This is a genomic window from Lysobacter sp. ESA13C (assembly GCF_019970005.1).
GTDB classification, from domain to species: domain Bacteria; phylum Pseudomonadota; class Gammaproteobacteria; order Xanthomonadales; family Xanthomonadaceae; genus Lysobacter; species Lysobacter antibioticus_B.
Genome location: NZ_JAHXYK010000006.1, coordinates 123,735 through 140,847, shown reverse-complemented (window position 1 = coordinate 140,847; position 17,113 = coordinate 123,735). Strand labels below are relative to the sequence as shown.

Annotated in this window: 14 protein-coding genes and 1 riboswitch; of the genes, 7 read left to right on the top strand and 7 right to left on the bottom strand. The window is 67.6% G+C overall.

The genetic code is table 11. The annotated features are described in order from the left end of the window. Window positions 1-126: 126 nt before the first annotated feature. From LC490_RS14110 to LC490_RS14090, 5 genes are all read right to left on the bottom strand, one after another. Window positions 127-2,127: a carboxypeptidase-like regulatory domain-containing protein gene (locus LC490_RS14110; protein ID WP_223620560.1), complete on the bottom strand. Its 2,001-nt coding sequence runs from the start codon at window positions 2,125-2,127 to the stop codon at window positions 127-129. Further along, window positions 2,124-2,936, bottom strand: coding sequence for a hypothetical protein (locus LC490_RS14105; RefSeq protein ID WP_223620559.1), 813 nt, complete (start codon window positions 2,934-2,936; stop codon window positions 2,124-2,126). Before LC490_RS14105 ends, LC490_RS14110 begins: the two co-directional genes overlap by 4 nt. Then, complete coding sequence (locus LC490_RS14100; protein WP_031373234.1) at window positions 2,936-3,394, bottom strand: hypothetical protein; 459 nt, start codon at window positions 3,392-3,394, stop codon at window positions 2,936-2,938. Before LC490_RS14100 ends, LC490_RS14105 begins: the two co-directional genes overlap by 1 nt. Continuing rightward, window positions 3,391-4,023 (bottom strand): hypothetical protein, encoded by a 633-nt coding sequence (locus LC490_RS14095; RefSeq protein ID WP_223620558.1) that lies wholly within the window; start codon window positions 4,021-4,023, stop codon window positions 3,391-3,393. Before LC490_RS14095 ends, LC490_RS14100 begins: the two co-directional genes overlap by 4 nt. A gap of 108 nt (window positions 4,024-4,131) precedes the next feature. After that, window positions 4,132-4,758 (bottom strand): hypothetical protein, encoded by a 627-nt coding sequence (locus LC490_RS14090; RefSeq protein WP_223620557.1) that lies wholly within the window; start codon window positions 4,756-4,758, stop codon window positions 4,132-4,134. A gap of 493 nt (window positions 4,759-5,251) precedes the next feature. Between LC490_RS14090 and LC490_RS14085 the strand changes: the two genes are divergently transcribed. Further along, entirely contained in the window at window positions 5,252-6,199 is a 948-nt protein-coding gene (locus tag LC490_RS14085; RefSeq protein WP_031373237.1) for a Vps62-related protein, read from the top strand. Between the two features lie 1,168 nt (window positions 6,200-7,367). On the opposite strand, the gene LC490_RS14080 is transcribed toward LC490_RS14085, so the two are convergent. Beyond that, window positions 7,368-7,616 carry a hypothetical protein gene (locus LC490_RS14080; protein WP_031372798.1) on the bottom strand — a complete coding sequence of 83 codons (249 nt, stop codon included), beginning with the start codon at window positions 7,614-7,616 and terminating at the stop codon, window positions 7,368-7,370. A gap of 503 nt (window positions 7,617-8,119) precedes the next feature. Beyond that, window positions 8,120-8,341, top strand: a riboswitch (cobalamin riboswitch). A 138-nt stretch (window positions 8,342-8,479) separates the two neighbouring features. On the opposite strand from LC490_RS14080, the gene LC490_RS14075 reads away from it, so the two are divergent. Genes LC490_RS14075 through LC490_RS14050 form a run of 6 tightly spaced genes read left to right on the top strand, consistent with a single transcriptional unit; the run spans window position 8,480 to window position 14,714 of the window. Then, window positions 8,480-9,994 (top strand): CoA-acylating methylmalonate-semialdehyde dehydrogenase, encoded by a 1,515-nt coding sequence (locus LC490_RS14075; RefSeq protein ID WP_223620691.1) that lies wholly within the window; start codon window positions 8,480-8,482, stop codon window positions 9,992-9,994. An 11-nt stretch (window positions 9,995-10,005) separates the two neighbouring features. Then, entirely contained in the window at window positions 10,006-11,184 is a 1,179-nt protein-coding gene (locus tag LC490_RS14070; RefSeq protein ID WP_223620690.1) for an acyl-CoA dehydrogenase family protein, read from the top strand. Then, window positions 11,181-11,990, top strand: coding sequence for an enoyl-CoA hydratase (locus LC490_RS14065; protein WP_223620556.1), 810 nt, complete (start codon window positions 11,181-11,183; stop codon window positions 11,988-11,990). Before LC490_RS14070 ends, LC490_RS14065 begins: the two co-directional genes overlap by 4 nt. Continuing rightward, window positions 11,987-13,159 carry an enoyl-CoA hydratase/isomerase family protein gene (locus tag LC490_RS14060; RefSeq protein ID WP_223620555.1) on the top strand — a complete coding sequence of 391 codons (1,173 nt, stop codon included), beginning with the start codon at window positions 11,987-11,989 and terminating at the stop codon, window positions 13,157-13,159. Before LC490_RS14065 ends, LC490_RS14060 begins: the two co-directional genes overlap by 4 nt. Further along, window positions 13,156-14,046 (top strand): 3-hydroxyisobutyrate dehydrogenase, encoded by an 891-nt coding sequence (gene mmsB / locus LC490_RS14055; RefSeq protein ID WP_223620554.1) that lies wholly within the window; start codon window positions 13,156-13,158, stop codon window positions 14,044-14,046. Before LC490_RS14060 ends, mmsB begins: the two co-directional genes overlap by 4 nt. After that, a complete protein-coding gene (locus tag LC490_RS14050) occupies window positions 14,043-14,714 on the top strand; it encodes an epoxyqueuosine reductase QueH (protein WP_223620553.1) in 672 nt (223 codons plus the stop codon). Before mmsB ends, LC490_RS14050 begins: the two co-directional genes overlap by 4 nt. A 48-nt stretch (window positions 14,715-14,762) precedes the next feature. On the opposite strand, the gene LC490_RS14045 is transcribed toward LC490_RS14050, so the two are convergent. Continuing rightward, window positions 14,763-17,099 (bottom strand): YjbH domain-containing protein, encoded by a 2,337-nt coding sequence (locus LC490_RS14045; protein WP_223620689.1) that lies wholly within the window; start codon window positions 17,097-17,099, stop codon window positions 14,763-14,765. Window positions 17,100-17,113 lie beyond the last annotated feature (14 nt).

Genomic DNA, 17,113 nt, shown 5'->3' with positions numbered 1-17,113 from the left:
CAGTGTAACTCTGCGCAGTCGATCGACCGCGAGCTTAGGTCCCGGGTATATGAAGCATGGGCAGCGTACGAACCGCTCCGTACGGGCGGCCGCATCGGCGCTTCGGTTCGGCGGTTCGGTCTTGCCTCAGCGTTGCCGCGTCGCCGGAATATCGACGCGTTGGCTGCGCCGCACGCCGACCTCGATCGATTGCAGGCCGCGGTCGTCGCGCACCGCCCACGGCAGCGGCAGGTTGTCGGGAATCACCGCGATCGTGTGCTTGCCGATCGAGACGCGCGGGAACGAGAACTGCCCGTTGCTGTCGGTGCGCACCGCATAGCGGCCGTCGAGCACCACGGTGACGTTCGGCGCGGCCTGTTCGGACGCGGCGCGCACACCGTCGTCGTTGTCGTCTAGGAACAGCGAACCGTCGATGCTGCCGACCGCCGAGCCGGGTGCCCCGCCGATCACCGGCAGCGCGCGGCCGGCCTGACGCTCGTAACGCAGGGTCAGGAAGGCCGAGCGTTCGCGCGGCAGCGACAGGAACGGCGAGTCGACGATCAGCGGATCGAGCGCGAACGGCGAACGCTGCGAGCCCTGGCTCTGGTACAGCGCGGCGGTCAGCGACCAGCGCGGTGCGATGCGCCAGTTGATGCCGAGGTTCATGTCGACGCCGCGCATCGCCGCCGGGCCTTCGCCGTGGGTCCAGCGCGCGGTGCCGTCGACGGACACGCGGTCGCCGAGCTCCACGCCGCCGTACATCGAAAAGGTCGTGGTGCGGGTCGTGGTGCGGACCGCAACCCCGGACGAGGTTTGGTTGCGCTCGCCCCATTCGCCGTACCCGAGCGAGACCGACAAACGCCGGCCTTCGCGCAAAGGCAAGGCCTGGTCGATGCTCGCCTGCCAGCTGCGCCCGACCCCGCCTCCGCCGCCGGCGTGATCGAACTGGAGGCGAGTCTGGCCCCAATCGCTGCGACGGTCGGCGAACAACTGCGCCGCGTAGGTGTCGTCGTCGGCGTGGCGCAGGCTCAGGCTGGCGCCGTAACCGAACACGCTGCTGGCCTGGTAACGCGCGAACGCAGTCGCGTACTGGCCGTCGAAGCCGGCGCCGCTGATCGAACGGATGTCGTCGACGCCGGTATTCCAGCTCCAGCGGCCGTACTGATAGGCCAGCCGGTAATAGCCGCCGCGTACGTCCTGGTTGATCGGCGACGCGCCCCAGGTCAGGCCCGGGTCGAGCGAGAACAGGCCGTAATGGTGCCGATAGCGGCCGCGCCGCGAGCTCGCGTCGATCCAGGCACCAGTGGCGTTGCCGCGGCCGTCGTGACTGCCGAGCAGATTCAATTGCACCGCATCGCGATCGGACCGCCACGCGCTCGCCCAATGCGCGGCCTGGCTGGGCCGGTCGATCAGGCCCGGTTCGCCGACGTCGTCGGGCACGATGCGTCCGTCGGTGCTCAGCGCCGAGACCGCGTGGGTCCAGCCGGGCGCGCCCTGCCATTGCGCGCCGAACGCGCCGACGTGGCCGTCGGCAACATCGAAACCCACTACGCGAGTGCCGTTGTAGAGCCCGGCACGCCCGACCGCGCCGTACACGCTCAGGCCGCTGGCGTCGCGGGTCCATTGCGTGCTCAGGCCGGCCATCGCCACGCTCGGCAGGAAGAACCGGTATTGGTTGCGCTGCAACTGCGAGGACGGCGTGTTGATCACGCCCAGGCCGTTGTCGAGGCGCCAACCGCCGTCGACGAACAGATTGCGCTGCCATAAGGTCGCCGCCCCGCCCCAACCGCTGTCGTCGGCGAAGCGGTCGCGGTCGCTGTGGAAGACGGTGGCGTCGAGCGACAGGCTGCCCCAGTTCGCGGTTTCCCAGAATCCGCCGGCGGCCAGGCCTTGCTCGCCGAAGTGCTCGTCGCCGCGCTCGGTGTAGGCGGCGTTGAGCTCGAGCCGGAACGAACGCGGCAGGCCGTCGCCGTCGACGGTCTCGTCTTCGTCGGGCGGCAGCGGCGCCAACGCTTGCGCGGCGATGATGCGGTCGCGGTAGACCAGCGGCGACGCGTCGGCCGCCGACGCCGCAGGCGCGGCCGAGGCAAGCGTACAGGCGACGCAGATCGCCAGTCTGCGCCGGGCGAGCCGTCGGGCGGGCCTCATTTGTCGATGCGTACGTCGAGTTCGAGGCGCTGGCGGCCCCATTCCAGTGCGCCCTTCAGGCTCAGCGGATAAACGATCGGCGGCGCCGGCGTGGCCGGGTCGTCGCCTTCCGGCACCAAGGCGATCGAACGCGTTTCGCCGGGAAGAATCGGCAAGCTGGACGGTGCGAGGGCGAACTTGCGGCCGCTCGCGTCGACGCCATCGACCAGCCCTTCCAGACGGGTGTGGGCCTTACCGGTGTTGCGAATGTCGAGCACCGGCAGCCGCCGGCCGTCGACCTCGCGCACTTGGCTGGCGACGTGCTGCAACTGCGCGGCGACCTCGCCGATACCCAGGTAGACGATGATGCCGATGCGCCCGGACACGGGCACGGTGAGCTGATCGCCGACCATCTCCGGCGCGCCTTCGAGCAGGATCGCAAAACGGCATTCGCTGGGCGCCGCTTGTTCCGGCACCACCACCTCGAAGCGATAACGGCGCTTGCCGTTCGGCGCGATCTCGATCTGCGCCGCTTCCAGGCCGACCCAAGGCCGGCAACTGTCGGCCGCCAAGGCGTCGTCGAATACCGCCGCGCCCTGCGCATCGAGATGCCAGTCGGCGGTCTTCAGAGTGTAGTGGCCGACCGCATTGGAGATGTTGGAAATCTCGACCACGTTGCGATAGGTAGTGCCGGGCTTGGCCGTGTCTTCGAAGCGCGGCGGCGAGACCAGGGCGGAGAAGCCCTGAGCGAAGCTCGGACCGGCGATCGACGACAGCGCGAGCGCGAGCGCCGCGAACGTCGAGGCACGGCGCAGGACAGCGGTACGCATCAGAGGTCTTCCACGTCGATTTCGAAGGAGAAATTGAGTTGTTCGGTACGCACCAGCTTCTGTCCGTCGGCCTGGATGGTCAGGCGGATGGTGTCGTCGAGCAGGCCGGCCGGCATGATGCCGCTGTAGACCAGGGTGCGTTCACCGGCGCGCAGCGTGCCCGGCAGCAAGCGGCCCTGGGTGGTCCAGGTGGCGGTGATCGGGCCGGTCGCCTGTGGCGGCAAGGTCATATAGACGCGGCCGCTGCGGCCTTGCCAAGGCGCGAGGTTCAAACGCACCCACACGGTCAGCGCGCCCGACACCGTCGGCCGTTCGCCGCTGCGCGGCGCGACCGAGTCCCATTGCATGCGCAAGGTATTGGCGGTGACTTGGCTGGCGCTGTCGTCGACGCGATGGGTGCCTGCCTGGGACGGCAACATAGCGGCGAACAGGGCGCCGGCGGCGATCGCGCGCTTCATGGCGCGCTCAAGGTGTAGACCACCTGGCCGGTGTAGGTACCGGAGGCGACGACGGCGTCGTTGGCATAGCGGAAGGTGTGGCAGCTTTCGCGCCAGGTGTTGACCGGAAAACTCGCCAAGGTCTGGGGGCCGCCGGTGAAAGTGCCGGCGAGGATCGGCTGAGCGGCGGTGTCGTTGTTGCCGCTGCTGGTCCAGCTGATCTGCGAAAACGGAATGGTGCTGCCGGCGCCGTTGCTGAGGCCCGCCGCCGGTGCGGTCGCGGTCAGGGTCGCGGTGCCGGTGCTGCCGGGCAGACGGTAGAAACCGCCGACGTAGATCTGCGCCGGCACGTTGCAGAAGGCGAAGCCGTCGTAGGAACTGTTGGCCTGGGTGGCGTCGGTGGTCATGACCTGGTCGGTGCCGTTGCCGAGCACCGCCGCGGGCACCGCCACCGAGACTTTGTTGATCGCCCCGCCGCGGCCGGGCGTGCCGCCGCTGGAATAGTTGCCGGTGAACACGCCGTTGCCGACCCGCAGGTAGACCATGCGTGCCCCCGGGGAGATCGTGACGACGAAGGCCTGGGCGGTATCGAACCAGCCCAACGCAAGCAGGAGCAGCACCCAGCACGCCGGGCGTAAGGGCAAAGCCATGTCGGGCCTCTGAAGTCGGAGCCGTTGCCGCGGGTGCGGGGCGAGTCGGGACCGTTCCCGCGGCTGTGCGGGAACGGAGAATGTCGCAAGGGACGTCCGGCTTGCGGCTTACGGCATCGATGCGGTGTAGGTCACGCGGCTGTTGTTGGCGTTGACGCCACCGTAGACGCCCGGAGCGGCGACATTAGCGTTGAGGTAGGTATAGGTCCAACGCGCATCGCGGTTGACCAGCTTGCCCGCGTTCGGCGGCACGGTGGTGGTGGTCGTGGCACCGTCGACCAGGGCCGGATGCGGCAATGCGGTGGCCGAAGCGAGCGTGGCCACGGCGGTGTTGATCTGGCCGAACGAGATGCTGTCGCCGGCGGCGCCGTTGCTCAGAGCGCCGAGCGTCGTCGAGCTCAACGAAATCGTGCCGTTGTTGCCGACCAGCTTGGCGGTGACTGCGCCAGCACCCAGGTCGCCCGACGCAGGCGTGGCCGTCACGACCGAGCTGTCGCCGACGTTAGCCGCAGGAACGCTGAACGCGATCTGGTTGATGGTGGTGTTGGTGGTGTAGTCCGCACCGCTGCCGACGCGCAGGAACAGGATCTTCGGGATCGTGATCTGGAAGTCCAGCCGGGCGCTGGCGGTGATCGGGGTACCGGTGCCGGTGGTGTACTGCGACTCGGCTTGGGCGAGCATAGGTACGGCGGCAAGCAGCGAAAGGGCCAAAAGGGACTTCGTGAGCGTTCGCATTATTGGGTTCCAGGGAGGTCGAAGGCGTGCCGGGGCTCCGGGCGCAGGCCATAAAAACGCACAAAGTATGCCAAGGAGTGACATTCGGCATATTGCTTGTTAAGTATACGTAAACTTCGCGCGACCGATGTCACACTGCTGACGTTCTTCGTCACACCTCGCCCTGCCCGGTCAATCCCGGTCACACTCTGTACAGGTCGCCGCTTCCACAGAGTTCGATACCGTACGTGGCCGGTTCGAACGCGCGCTGCCAGGCCCGGTTGAGGTGCCCGCAGCCCGCGTCCGGCTCGCCCGCGCTCCTGTCGATTCGATTGCGTACGGCCCCGCGCCCGGCCCGTCCTGCAGGGACATTCGGGCCGCCCTGCGACGCAGGTTGCCGGTTTCGCGGTTGCACTCGCATTCGCGCCGCCCGCCCTAGGGTCAGCCCGACTGCTGCAGGCCGATCCGGCTTACTAGACTCGTACCGCGACCTCCCGCGCGCTGGAGCAGTGCCATGTATCCCTCCGATATTTCCGGCCCCTCCCGTCAATGCCTGCCGCCGACCGAACCGGTCACCCCGGCGCCGCTTACTCCCGTTCAGCAGCAGGAACTCGCCCAGCGATACGCCCCGATCCTCTACTTCCATCCACAGGAAGAAAATTTCCTGCAGGACCCGAACACCTATATCGAGCAATCGACGCTACGCCAGGAGCGCGACTTCTGGGGCGACAAGGAACTGCATGGGCTAGGCGAAGTGCCGGCGCAGGAACTGGCCGGCATCGGGCCCGACAACAAGGACGCCGACAGCCAGTTGTTCCTCGACCACCAGAACGAAGAACTCGGCGACGGCATCCGCGACGGCGACCTTGCCAACAGCAAAAACCTTTACCAATACGACCCCGAAAGCAACACCATCACCTACCACCTGTTTTATTCCTACAACGACGGCCCGCCCGGCCTCGGCGACGTGCAGAACCACGAAGGCGACTGGGAAAAGATCACCGTGCAGCTCGACGGCCAATACCAGCCGACCGCGGTGCGCTACAGCGCCCATGGCGGCTTGAACGCCGAGCGCTCGTGGGCGGACACGCCGAAAGAGGACGGTCGCCCGGTGTCCTACGTCGGCCAGGGCTCGCATGCGAATTTCCCCGAGACCGGTTCTTGGGAAACCAAGGCGCCCGGCATCGACGACTCGGCCAAGAGCGGCGGCGTGCGTTTCGACCTGGCTGGCCAGCCGGCGGTCGATGTGACCACGCAGGCATGGTATGGCGGCCACGTGCTGTGGGGCGAACGCGGCAGCGGCCAAGAACTGGGCATCGGCGAGACCACCGGCCCGACCGGGCCGTCGGCCGACAAGGGACCGATCGTGGCCGGCGACGCCGATCCGTCGCTGCAGCCCAACGACGAGAAACCGGGCTTCCCGTTCTATGGGCCTTACCCACCGTTCGTGTTTCCGCCGTGAATGTGGTGAGCTAAGTGCCGTGTCGGCGACGGACGCTTTCGCGCTTGCTCTTGAGCTTGCTTGAGCGATACGCCGCGAGGCCTCGACTCACGTCGCTCCTACACATGCAGACTCTGCGCAGGCCCCGAGCGACGCTGTGCGGCGCCCCCCCCCAATGTAGGAGCGGCGTGAGCCGCGACCGCGGGACGCGCAGAGGCGACAACGCCGATACCACCCAGCGAAGCGGCATTTTGTCGCGGGGTAGGAGCGGCGCGAGCCGCGATCACGCTGTGGTGCTCTCGCGGCGTATCGGTCCCGCAGGATCAACATCCAGATCAAACGCTAAAAGCTTCCGCCACTAAAGCGGCGGGTTACTTTCTTTTGTCATAAGCAACAAAAGAAAGGTAACCAAAGAAAAATGCTTTTCTTTTGAATCACAGGCCCGCACGTTCGATGCCGACGCAGGGATTTTTCATACGGGACATCTCTGTCCCGATGAAAAACGGCGCGCATCCTTGCGCGCCGCCCTCCGGGTCTCCATTGGTCTCGCCAGTGCATGGCTACGCCAAGCTTCTCAATGGCAACGGCAACGACGAATCTCGCTCTAAGGGTAGGAACAACGTGAGCCGCGACCACGAACTGTGGATGGCGACGATATTTCGCAGGCGGCGTCAAGTCCCGGCCTCGGTCGTGGCTTTGGCCTTGGCTGTTGTTGTGCGACGTCTCGCACTAGCGAAGGCAACAGAAGACCCGAAGGGCGGCCTGCATGGATGCAGGCCGTTTTTCATCGGGACAGGGATGTCCCGTATGAAAAAGCCCTGCGTTGGCATCGATCATGCGGGCTTGTGATTCAAAACAAAAGCATTTTTCTTTGGTGACTTTCTTTTGTTGCTTTAGACAAAAGAAAGTTAGCCGCCGCTTTAGTGGCGGAAGCTTTTGGCGTTTGATCCTGATCCTGATCTCGCTTGAACGATGCGCGGCGAGATCGCAAGAGCGCGGTCGCGGCTCGCGCCGCTCCTACTCCCGCGAAGGCACGCTGCTTCGATGAGCGATATCGGCGCTGTCGCCTCTGCGCATCCCGCGGTCGCGGCTTGTGACCGGAGGAAATCCAGTAGGACGCCGCTCCTACCCTCAGAGCCCCCACCGCGATGCCACGGACACGAACCAACCCGCGCCACCGGCAACCCCCTCAGCGGCGTATCTCGAACCCCGGGTTCTCATTGAGCGAACCATCCGCCTCCAACACCGCGTAACGCTCGCCATCGGGATGGAATACCACCGGAATCGGCTCCAGGAACAGCGGCCGCCGAACGAAACGCAGTTCCCAGCGGAAATGCTCCAGGGTCGTCAACGCGTCCAGTTGCTCGCGGGTCAGCCCTGCGCGCAAGGCCACGGCACTGGCCTGCTCGGTGCCGTTGCGTCGTTCACGGTTGGTCATCGGGTGCCGCTCCTTCAGGAATGCCGTATTGCGCTCTCGCCATGATCTTGCAACGGCATGCGAATGTCACCCGAGCGGCCACTGCCCGCGGGATGCTTCAGCGCCGACGCTCGACGACGAACCCATCCACCGCCACCGATGCTCCCCATCGTGGCGATGCGCCCATGCCGATCCGGATGCCCCAGTCACAGCAGCCCCCGCCGCACCAGTCATTTCGCCCGCATCGTTTCCAGGAATACACGCTACCCATCACAGTATCGAGCGATGCCCGGCGTTTCGCCCGAGCCTCGCACACAGGCGAACGCGATCTCCTACGCAAGCAAGCGAACAGGGCGCATTCGTCGCGATGCATTCCATTCGCCGTGGTGCGGTGCCGTGCAGAGGCGTCACACATACGCGCGACGACAAGATGAATGCGGCGTTCGAAGCAATCCGACCATGCCGTCGTGCGAGCAAGCGCGCAGCTTTGCGCAGCGCAGCTTGTCCGCTTTCGATCCGACGCCTACACTCCGCCGGCCACAGGTGTCCTGCCGCCGTACCGGCGAGCAGGGTGAAACGGGAAGCCGGTGCGAGTCGACAGACTCCATTCCGGCGCTGCCCCCGCAACGGTAGGCGAGAACACCCGACTCAATACCACTGCGATTTCGCGGGAAGGTGTCGGGGTGATGCGGATCGCTCCGCATCGCTCGCAAGCCCGGAGACCGGCCAGTGGCGGGCATCGCATGCGATGCCATCCTCGGGTGTTGCGGTGGGCAACCGGACGGGCTGGCTCGACGCGGATGTCCGTTGCGTGGAACCGACTTGTCTTGCTCCGCAATCCCCGTCACGCGGGTGAGCGACACGGAGCTGAAACAATGAACGATATGAATCGCGTCGCGACCGAAGTCGCGACGGTCAAGCTGCTGATCGACGGTGCATTCGTCGAATCCCGATCCCAACAATGGCGCGATGTCGTCAACCCGGCTACACAGGCGGTGCTGGCGCGGGTGCCGTTCGCGACTGCGGACGAAGTCGACGCCGCGGTGCGTTCGGCGCAACAGGCCTTCAAGAGCTGGCGCAAGACCCCGATCGGCGCGCGCGCGCGCATCTTCCTCAAGTACCAGCAACTGATCCGCGAGCACATGGGCGAGCTCGCCGCGATCCTCACCGCCGAACAAGGCAAGACCCTGGCCGACGCCGAAGGCGACGTATTCCGCGGTCTGGAAGTGGTCGAGCACGCGGCGGCGATCGGCAACCTGCAACTCGGCGAGTTGGCCAACAACGTCGCCGGCGGCGTCGACACCTACACCCTGTTGCAACCGCTCGGCGTCTGCGCCGGCATCACCCCGTTCAACTTCCCGGCGATGATTCCGCTGTGGATGTTCCCGATGGCCATCGCCACCGGCAACACCTTCGTGCTCAAGCCGTCCGAACAGGACCCGCTGGTGACGATGCGCCTGGTCGAACTGGCGCTGCAGGCCGGCGTGCCCAAGGGCGTGCTCAACGTCGTCCACGGCGGCGAAGACGTGGTCAATGCGATCTGCGACCACCCCGACATCAAGGCGGTGTCCTTCGTCGGTTCGACCAAGGTCGGCACCCATGTTTACAACCGCGCTTCGCTGGCGGGCAAGCGCGTGCAGTGCATGATGGGCGCGAAGAATCACGCGGTGGTGCTGCCGGACGCCAACAAGGAGCAAACCCTCAACGCCCTCGCCGGCGCAGCGTTCGGCGCCGCCGGGCAACGTTGCATGGCCGCTTCCACCGCGGTGCTGGTCGGCGAAGCACAGGCCTGGATCCCCGAGCTGGTCGCCAAGGCGCGCACGCTCAAGGTCAATGCCGGCACCGAGCCCGGCACCGATGTCGGCCCGGTGATTTCCTGCGCTGCGCGCGAACGCGTCGAAAGCCTGATCGCCTCCGGCGTCGAGCAAGGCGCGAGGCTCGAACTCGACGGCCGCAAGCCGTCCGTGCCGGGTTTCGAGCGCGGCAACTTCGTCGGCCCGACGATCTTCTCCGGGGTCGAGCCCGGCATGCGCATCTACGACGAAGAGATCTTCGGCCCGGTACTGATCGTGCTCGCCGCCGACACCCTGGAAGCCGCGATCGACCTGATCAACGCCAATCCCAACGGCAACGGCACCGCCCTGTTCACCCAATCCGGCGCGGCCGCGCGCCGCTTCCAGGAAGACATCGACGTCGGCCAGGTCGGCATCAACGTGCCGATCCCGGTGCCGGTGCCGCTGTTCTCGTTCACCGGCTCGCGCGCCTCCAAGCTCGGCGACCTCGGCCCCTACGGCAAGCAAGTGGTGATGTTCTACACCCAGACCAAGACGGTCACCGCGCGTTGGTTCGACGACGACACGCTCGGCCACGGCGTCAACACCACGATCAGTCTGAAGTGATGGCCGCCGTCATGAACCTGCAGGCGGTCAGTCCACCGCCATCGCAGCTCGGCGAAGACCAGCTCGCCTTCCGCGAGGCCGCGCGCGATTTCGCCCTGGCCGAACTGGCGCCGCACGCGGCGCACTGGGACGCGCAAGGCATCTTCCCGCGCGAGGCCATCGGCAAGGCCGGCGAGCTCGGTTTCTGCGGCTTGTACGTCGACGAGGCCGCCGGCGGCTCGGGCCTGACCCGGCTCGATGCGGTGGTCGTGTTCGAGGAACTGGCCGCGCTCGATCCGTCGACGGCGGCGTTCATCAGCATCCACAACATGGCCACCTGGATGCTGACCGCGCACGCCTCGCCCGCCGTGCGCGACCTCTGGGGGCCTCGGTTAGCCTCCGGCGAATACCTGGCGTCGTACTGCCTGACCGAACCCGGGGCCGGCTCCGATGCCGCGTCCCTGCGCACCCGCGCCGAGCGCGACGGCGATCATTACCTGATCAACGGCGCCAAGGCCTTCATTTCCGGCGCGGGCGCCACCGACATGCTGGTGGTAATGGCGCGCACCGGCGGCGACGGCGCACGCGGCATCAGCGCGTTCGCGGTGCCGGCCGACAGCGCCGGCATCGCCTATGGGCGCAAGGAAGAAAAGCTCGGCTGGAACAGCCAGCCCACGCGCGGCGTCGTCTTCGACAACGTGCGGGTGCCGGCCGCGCATCTGCTCGCCGGCGAAGGCGACGGTTTCAAGATCGCCATGAAGGGCCTCGACGGCGGCCGCCTCAACATCGCCGCGTGCTCGCTCGGCGCGGCCCAGGGCGCACTCGACGCCGCACGTCGTTACCTCGGCGAACGGCGCCAGTTCGGCAAACCGCTCGCCGAGTTCCAGGCGCTGCAGTTCAAGCTCGCCGACATGGCCACGCAACTGGTCGCGGCGCGGCAGATGGTGCATACCGCGGCGCGCAAGCTCGATGCCGGCAGCGCCGACGCCATCGTCTGGTGCGCGATGGCCAAGCGCTTCGCCACCGATGCCGGCTTCGCCATCTGCAACGAGGCCCTGCAAATCCACGGCGGCTACGGCTATATGCGCGAGTACCCGATCGAGCGGCTGCTGCGCGACTGCCGCGTGCACCAGATCCTGGAAGGCACCAACGAAATCATGCGCGTGATCATTGCGCGCCATCTGCTGAACACCGAAGAGGAATTGCGATGAGCCGTGCGGACAAGCAGCACACCGGGAAGGTCTATGACGGACTGAAGCTCGACATCGACGGCCACACCGCCGTCGTCACCCTGAGCAATCCCCCGGCCAACACCTGGACCCGCGACAGCCTCGCCGCCTTGCGCGAGCTGGTGCGCGACCTCGATGCCGACCGCGAGGTCTACGCCCTGGTCGTCACCGGCGAAGGCGAGAAATTCTTCTCCGCCGGTGCCGACCTGAAGCAGTTCGCCGACGGCGACAAGGCCTTGGCGCGCGAGGCCGCACGCCGCTTCGGCGAAGCCTTCGAGACCCTCAGCGCGTTCCGCGGCGTGTCGATCGCCGCGATCAACGGCTACGCCATGGGCGGCGGGCTGGAATGCGCCCTCGCCTGCGATCTGCGTATCGTCGAGGAGCAGGCCCAACTGGCCCTGCCCGAAGCCACCGTCGGCCTGCTGCCCTGCGCCGGCGGCACCCAGCACCTGCCGCGTCTGGTCGGCGAAGGCTGGGCCAAGCGGATGATGCTGCTCGGCGAACGCGTCGACGCCGCCACCGCCCTGCGCATCGGCCTGGTCGAAGAGGTGGTCGGCAAGGGCGAAGCCAAGGCGCGCGCACTGCAGTGGGCCAAGCAGGCCGAGAAGCAGAGCCCGACCAGCGTCGCCGCTTGCAAGGCCCTGATCCAGGCCACCCGCAGCCAGAGCCACGACACCGCCCTGGTGCGCGAGCGCGAGGCCTTCGTCGATCTGTTCGACAGCGCCGACCAGACCGAGGGCGTGCTCGCCTTCCTGGAAAAGCGCGCGCCGCAGTGGAAGAACGCATGAACGCCGTGCTCGAAAACGAAGCAGTCGCCGCGCCGGTCCTGTTCGAAGAACGCGGCACCGCCAACGGGCGCCGCATCGGCTTCGCCACCTTGAACGCAGCGGCGACCTTGAACGGCCTGTCGCTGACCATGGCCGAACTGCTCGATGCGCAGTTGCTGGCCTGGGCCCAGGACGACGCCGTCGCCGTAGTCGTGCTTCAAGGCGCGGGCGAGAAAGCCTTCTGCGCCGGCGGCGACCTGCACGGGCTGTATCGCGGCATGCTGGAGCATCGCGCCAGCGGCAGCCGCGACATCCTCGACAACGTCCACGCGCGCGAGTTCTTCGAGACCGAATACCGGCTCGACCACCGCATCCACACCTACCCCAAGCCGCTGCTGTGCTGGGGCCATGGCATCGTCATGGGCGGCGGCATCGGCCTGATGGCCGGCGCCAGCCACCGCGTGGTCAGCGAGCGCTCGAAGCTGGCGTTTCCGGAAATCACCGTCGGCCTGTACCCGGACGTCGGCGGCAGTTGGCTGTTGAACCGAGTGCCGCAACGCGCGGGCTTGTTCCTGGCCTTGACCGGTGCCCCACTCAACGCCGGCGACGCGATCCGCGCCGGCCTCGCCGATCACTATCTGCAGGAAGCGCAACGCGAAACGGTGTACGCCGCACTCACCGCGGTGAACTGGGCCGACGACGGCGACGATGCGCGCCGGCTCAGCGCGGTACTGAAGGGTTGCGCCGAACCCGCCCCACCCGGCCCTTTGCAGCACCACGCGGCCGCCATCGCCGCGGCCTGCGCGCACGACGATCTGCCCGCGGTAGTCGAAGCGATCGCCGCGCTCGACAGCGACGACGCCTGGCTGCAGAACGCGCATAAGACCCTCGCCGCCGGCGCGCCCGGCTCGGCCCGGCTCGGTTACGAGTTGCAACGCCGCGCCGCCACGCTGTCGCTCGCCGACACCTTTCGTCTCGAATACACCGCGTCCCTGCATTGCGCCGCGCACGGCGATTTCGCCGAGGGCATCCGCGCCCTGTTGATCGACAAGGACCGCAGTCCGCGCTGGAACCCGGCCCACCTGGCCGAGGCCACGCCGGCCTGGGCCGAAACCTTCTTCACCGCCCCCTGGCCGGCGCAGGCGCACCGGCTCGCCGATCTGGGCGCCCTTACGGAGACCACCGCATGAGCCGCATCGCTTTCATCGGCCTGGGCAATATGGGCGGGCCGATGGCCGCCAACCTGCTCAAGGCCGGCCACAGCCTGCGCGTGTTCGATCTCGCACCGGCCCTCGTCGCCGGCGCGGTCGTGGCCGGCGCCCATGCCGCCATCGACGCGGCCGATGCCGTGGTCGATGCCGAGGTGGTGATCTCGATGCTGCCTGCGAGCCGGCACGTCGAAGGTCTCTACCTCGGCGATGCCGGCCTGCTCGCGCAGATGCCGGCGGGCGCGTTGGTGATCGATTGCAGCACCATCGCCCCGGCCTCGGCGCAGAAAGTCGCCGCGGCCGCGACGGCACGCGGCCTGCAGATGATCGATGCGCCGGTGTCCGGCGGCACCGCCGGCGCCGCCGCCGGCAGCCTGACCTTCATCGTCGGCGGCGAAGCCTCGGCGCTGGAACGCGCGCGCCCGCTGTTGCAGGCCATGGGCAAGAACATCTTCCACGTCGGCGCCAGCGGCGCCGGCCAGGTCGCCAAGCTGTGCAACAACATGGCGCTCGGCGTGATCATGGCCGCGACCGGCGAAGCGCTGGCGCTCGGCAGCGCCCACGGGCTCGACCCGAAGGTGCTGTCGCAGATGATGGCGGTCAGCACCAGCCGCAGTTGGGCGACGGAAGTCTGCAACCCCTGGCCGGGCGTGCTAGAGAACGCGCCGGCCTCGCGCGGCTACAGCGGCGGCTTCGGCAACGATCTCATGCTCAAGGACCTCGGCCTGGCCGCGGAAGCGGCGATGAGCACCGGCGCCTCGATCCCGCTCGGCGAACTCGCGCGCAATCTGTACGCGATGAACAGCCGCGCCGGTCACGGCGGCCTGGATTTCTCCAGCGTGGTCAAGCTGGTGGCGAAAGACCTGTGAGCGCAGCGACGCTGAGCCCGGGCCGCGAGCGGCTGCGCCTGCCCGGCGACGGCGGCCGGCTGCTGCTGCACTCGTGCTGCGCGCCGTGCTCGGGCGAGTTGATGGAAGCCTTCGTCGAGTCGCAGATCGACTACACGGTGTTCTTCTACAACCCGAACATCCATCCGCTGAAGGAGTACGAGCTGCGCAAGGAAGAGAACATCCGCTTCGCGCAGAAGCACGGCGTTCCCTTCGTCGATGCCGACTACGACACCGACCATTGGTTCGCCCGCGCCAAGGGCATGGAGAACGAACCCGAGCGCGGCATCCGCTGCACCATGTGCTTCGACATGCGCTTCGAGCGCACCGCGCTTTATGCGCACGAGCACGGCTTTCCGGTCATCACCAGTTCGCTCGGCATCTCGCGCTGGAAGAACATGGAGCAGATCAACGGCAGCGGCCACCGCGCCGCCGCGCCGTACGAGGGCCTGGTCTACTGGGACTACAACTGGCGCAAGGCCGGCGGCAGCCAGCGCATGATCGAGATCAGCAAGCGCGAACAGTTCTATCAGCAGGAATACTGCGGCTGCGTGTACTCGCTGCGCGACAGCAACCGCCACCGCAAAGCGCAGGGACGCGAGCGCATCAAGATCGGGCTGATGTATTACGGCAACGACGGCGGCGATTGAGCCACGGCCGCAGGGCGCCGGCCGTTCCGCTGCGAACGGCTTCGCTGCTTACTCGACGATGCGGTGCAGGTTGCCAGAGAAGCTGGCGCGGTCGCGATCCTCGGTCAGCGAGTACAGGCCGTAGCGCTTGTTCAAGCGCGCGCCGTTGTCGCGGATGCCCGGCGACCAGGCGAAATCGGCGCGGCTGCGGCTGGAACGCTGTCGCGCCAGGTCGAACGGAACCGACAGATACAGGCCGCGGTCGAAACCGCCGTCGCCGGGCTGGCGCGGCGAGTACTCGGTGAAGGTCGCATAGGCGCCCATGCGCACGCCGTTGTTGAATTGGCGCGAGACGTCGACGGTCGCGCCCCAGTCGCGCGCCAGATAACGCCCGGCACTGACCTTCAAGCTGATGTCCTTGTAGCCGGTGTCGATGTAGGCGCTGACATGGCCGGTGACGGTGCGATAGCGGCGGAACGAGAAATCCTGGTCGAAGCTGCGCTGGCGCACCCAGTTGACGTCGGCGCCGATCGCCCAGCGCTGCCCGAACGGCCGGTACAAGGTCTCGGCGCCGGCGCCGCCGTACATGCTTTCGAGCATGCCGACATACGCCATGCCGTACCAATCGGCGCCCAGCGAGCCGGCCGCGGTCAGTTGCAGCTGCGGCATGGTCACGCGCGAGGACGTCACGTACTCGCGCACGTCGCTGCGCACGCGCGGCAAGGCCGTGACCGGGCCGCCGTCGTAGCGGTCGTAGTTGTCGGCGATCAGGGCCTCGATGCGGCCGCTCAACCACAGGTTCGATGCGAACCGGTAGTCGGCGTCGTAGGCCATGCCGATCTTGTACAGGGCGGCGGTGTCGGGCGCACCGAGTTCGTGACCGACGCTGAGGCCGAACCCGCCGTCGTAGCGGTCCAGCGGCGCCCGATACAACAGCTCTTCGCGACGCGCCTGCGGGCGGTTGCGCTCGACGCCGAGGCGGAAGGTCTTAAGGTCGGCCTCGCCATCGAGCAGTTCGCCGAAGCGTTCGCGCTGCACGCTGGTCTCGACCACTTCCATGCCGGCGCGGGTCGAGACCAGGGTGTACCAGTCGACCGAGCCATCGACTTGGTTATCGAGGATGCGAGCGGTGCGGCCCAGCCCCTTCGCCGAATGCCGATAGCGGGTCTGCTCGCCGGTAACGAACAATTCGCTGCCGCGCCGCGAGATCTTGCTGACCCTCACGCCGGCGTTGTCGTACAGCTCGCGGCTGACCTGTTCCCAGTCGACCTGCTCGGGCGCGGCCGGCTCGGGCCACGTTTGCGTCGTTGAGGCTGGTGTCGTCGCGATTGGCGGCAGACCGGTTTGCGGCGTTACGCCGGCCTCGCTGACCGCGGTGAGCGGAGCGAGACCCGGGGACGGTGCCGCCTGCGGCAACGGCGGCGAAGCGGCGCTCGTCGCTGCGATCGCCCCCGAAACGAGCGCGGTCGGAGCCGCCGGTCCTGCAGCGGCGGTCGCCGAGGCGGCCGGCACGTGCACTGACGCGGCTGCCGGCGTAGCCGCCATCGTCGGAATCGCCGGCGCATCGTCGTAACGACGTGCGACCGGCGGCGGGTCCTTGGCCTTGATCGGTTCGGCCAGGCGGGCCGCGTTGGTGTGCAGGGTCAAAGCGAACGAGGCGGTATTGCCGCGCTGCAGGCCCAGGCTCAGGTCGAGATGGCGATTCGGGCGATAAACCACGCCGACGTTGAAGGGCGAACTCTGCTTGATGCGGCGCGGCCCGGGCTCGTGCCGGTAGTCGTTGCCGTCGTATTCGACTTTCACTTCCCAGGGCTTGCCGGCCGGGCGATAGGCCACGCCGCCGAACACCGCGGCGCGGCCGTGAAAGTAGCGCGGTCGGTCGAACTGATAGCGGGCATCGGAAAAACCGCTGCGCGAAGGACGATGGTCGAAGCGATCGTCGAGCGCCGACAAGGGATTGGCCAGGTTGCCGCGCGCGCCCAGATTGCCCCAGGCGACGCCGAGGCTGGCGTCGACCGGGCCGAAGCGCTTGTTGGCGACCACATATTCGCTGGAGAAGTAGCGCTTGCCGGCGATGTCGCGCGCACCGACCGCCACCTCCGGCAGGTAGCGGCTCTCGCGGCTCAGGCGGATCTTGGCGTCGAAGGCCTTGGCCGAGTTCGAACGGCCGCCGTCCGCGACCGGCGCGGCGTCGTTGTCGAAACGGGTGTAGCGGAAGCTGCCTTCCAGCCACGACAAGGGCTGGGCGGTGAAGTTGTAGCGCGAGTACGGCTCGACCCGGCTGACCGACAGCGCGAGTTCGCCTTCGTCGGCCATGCGCGCGGTCGGCGTCTGCCACAGGCCGGCGCCGCCGAAGTCGCCCTGGGTCGGCGCCTGATCGCCGGCATGGGCGAAGCGCGCGGCCAGCGTGGCGACGACCA

Bases quoted from the DNA above. Each gene is read 5' to 3' on its own strand.
- mmsB (WP_223620554.1), top strand. From the start codon at position 13,156: ATGAGCCGCATCGCTTTCATCGGCCTGGGCAATATGGGCGGGCCGATG.
- LC490_RS14065 (WP_223620556.1), top strand. From the start codon at position 11,181: ATGAGCCGTGCGGACAAGCAGCACACCGGGAAGGTCTATGACGGACTG.
- LC490_RS14080 (WP_031372798.1), bottom strand. From the start codon at position 7,616: ATGACCAACCGTGAACGACGCAACGGCACCGAGCAGGCCAGTGCCGTG.
- LC490_RS14110 (WP_223620560.1), bottom strand. From the start codon at position 2,127: ATGAGGCCCGCCCGACGGCTCGCCCGGCGCAGACTGGCGATCTGCGTC.
- LC490_RS14085 (WP_031373237.1), top strand. From the start codon at position 5,252: ATGTATCCCTCCGATATTTCCGGCCCCTCCCGTCAATGCCTGCCGCCG.
- LC490_RS14060 (WP_223620555.1), top strand. From the start codon at position 11,987: ATGAACGCCGTGCTCGAAAACGAAGCAGTCGCCGCGCCGGTCCTGTTC.
- LC490_RS14095 (WP_223620558.1), bottom strand. From the start codon at position 4,023: ATGGCTTTGCCCTTACGCCCGGCGTGCTGGGTGCTGCTCCTGCTTGCG.
- LC490_RS14100 (WP_031373234.1), bottom strand. From the start codon at position 3,394: ATGAAGCGCGCGATCGCCGCCGGCGCCCTGTTCGCCGCTATGTTGCCG.
- LC490_RS14075 (WP_223620691.1), top strand. From the start codon at position 8,480: ATGAATCGCGTCGCGACCGAAGTCGCGACGGTCAAGCTGCTGATCGAC.
- LC490_RS14090 (WP_223620557.1), bottom strand. From the start codon at position 4,758: ATGCGAACGCTCACGAAGTCCCTTTTGGCCCTTTCGCTGCTTGCCGCC.
- LC490_RS14070 (WP_223620690.1), top strand. From the start codon at position 10,006: ATGAACCTGCAGGCGGTCAGTCCACCGCCATCGCAGCTCGGCGAAGAC.
- LC490_RS14105 (WP_223620559.1), bottom strand. From the start codon at position 2,936: ATGCGTACCGCTGTCCTGCGCCGTGCCTCGACGTTCGCGGCGCTCGCG.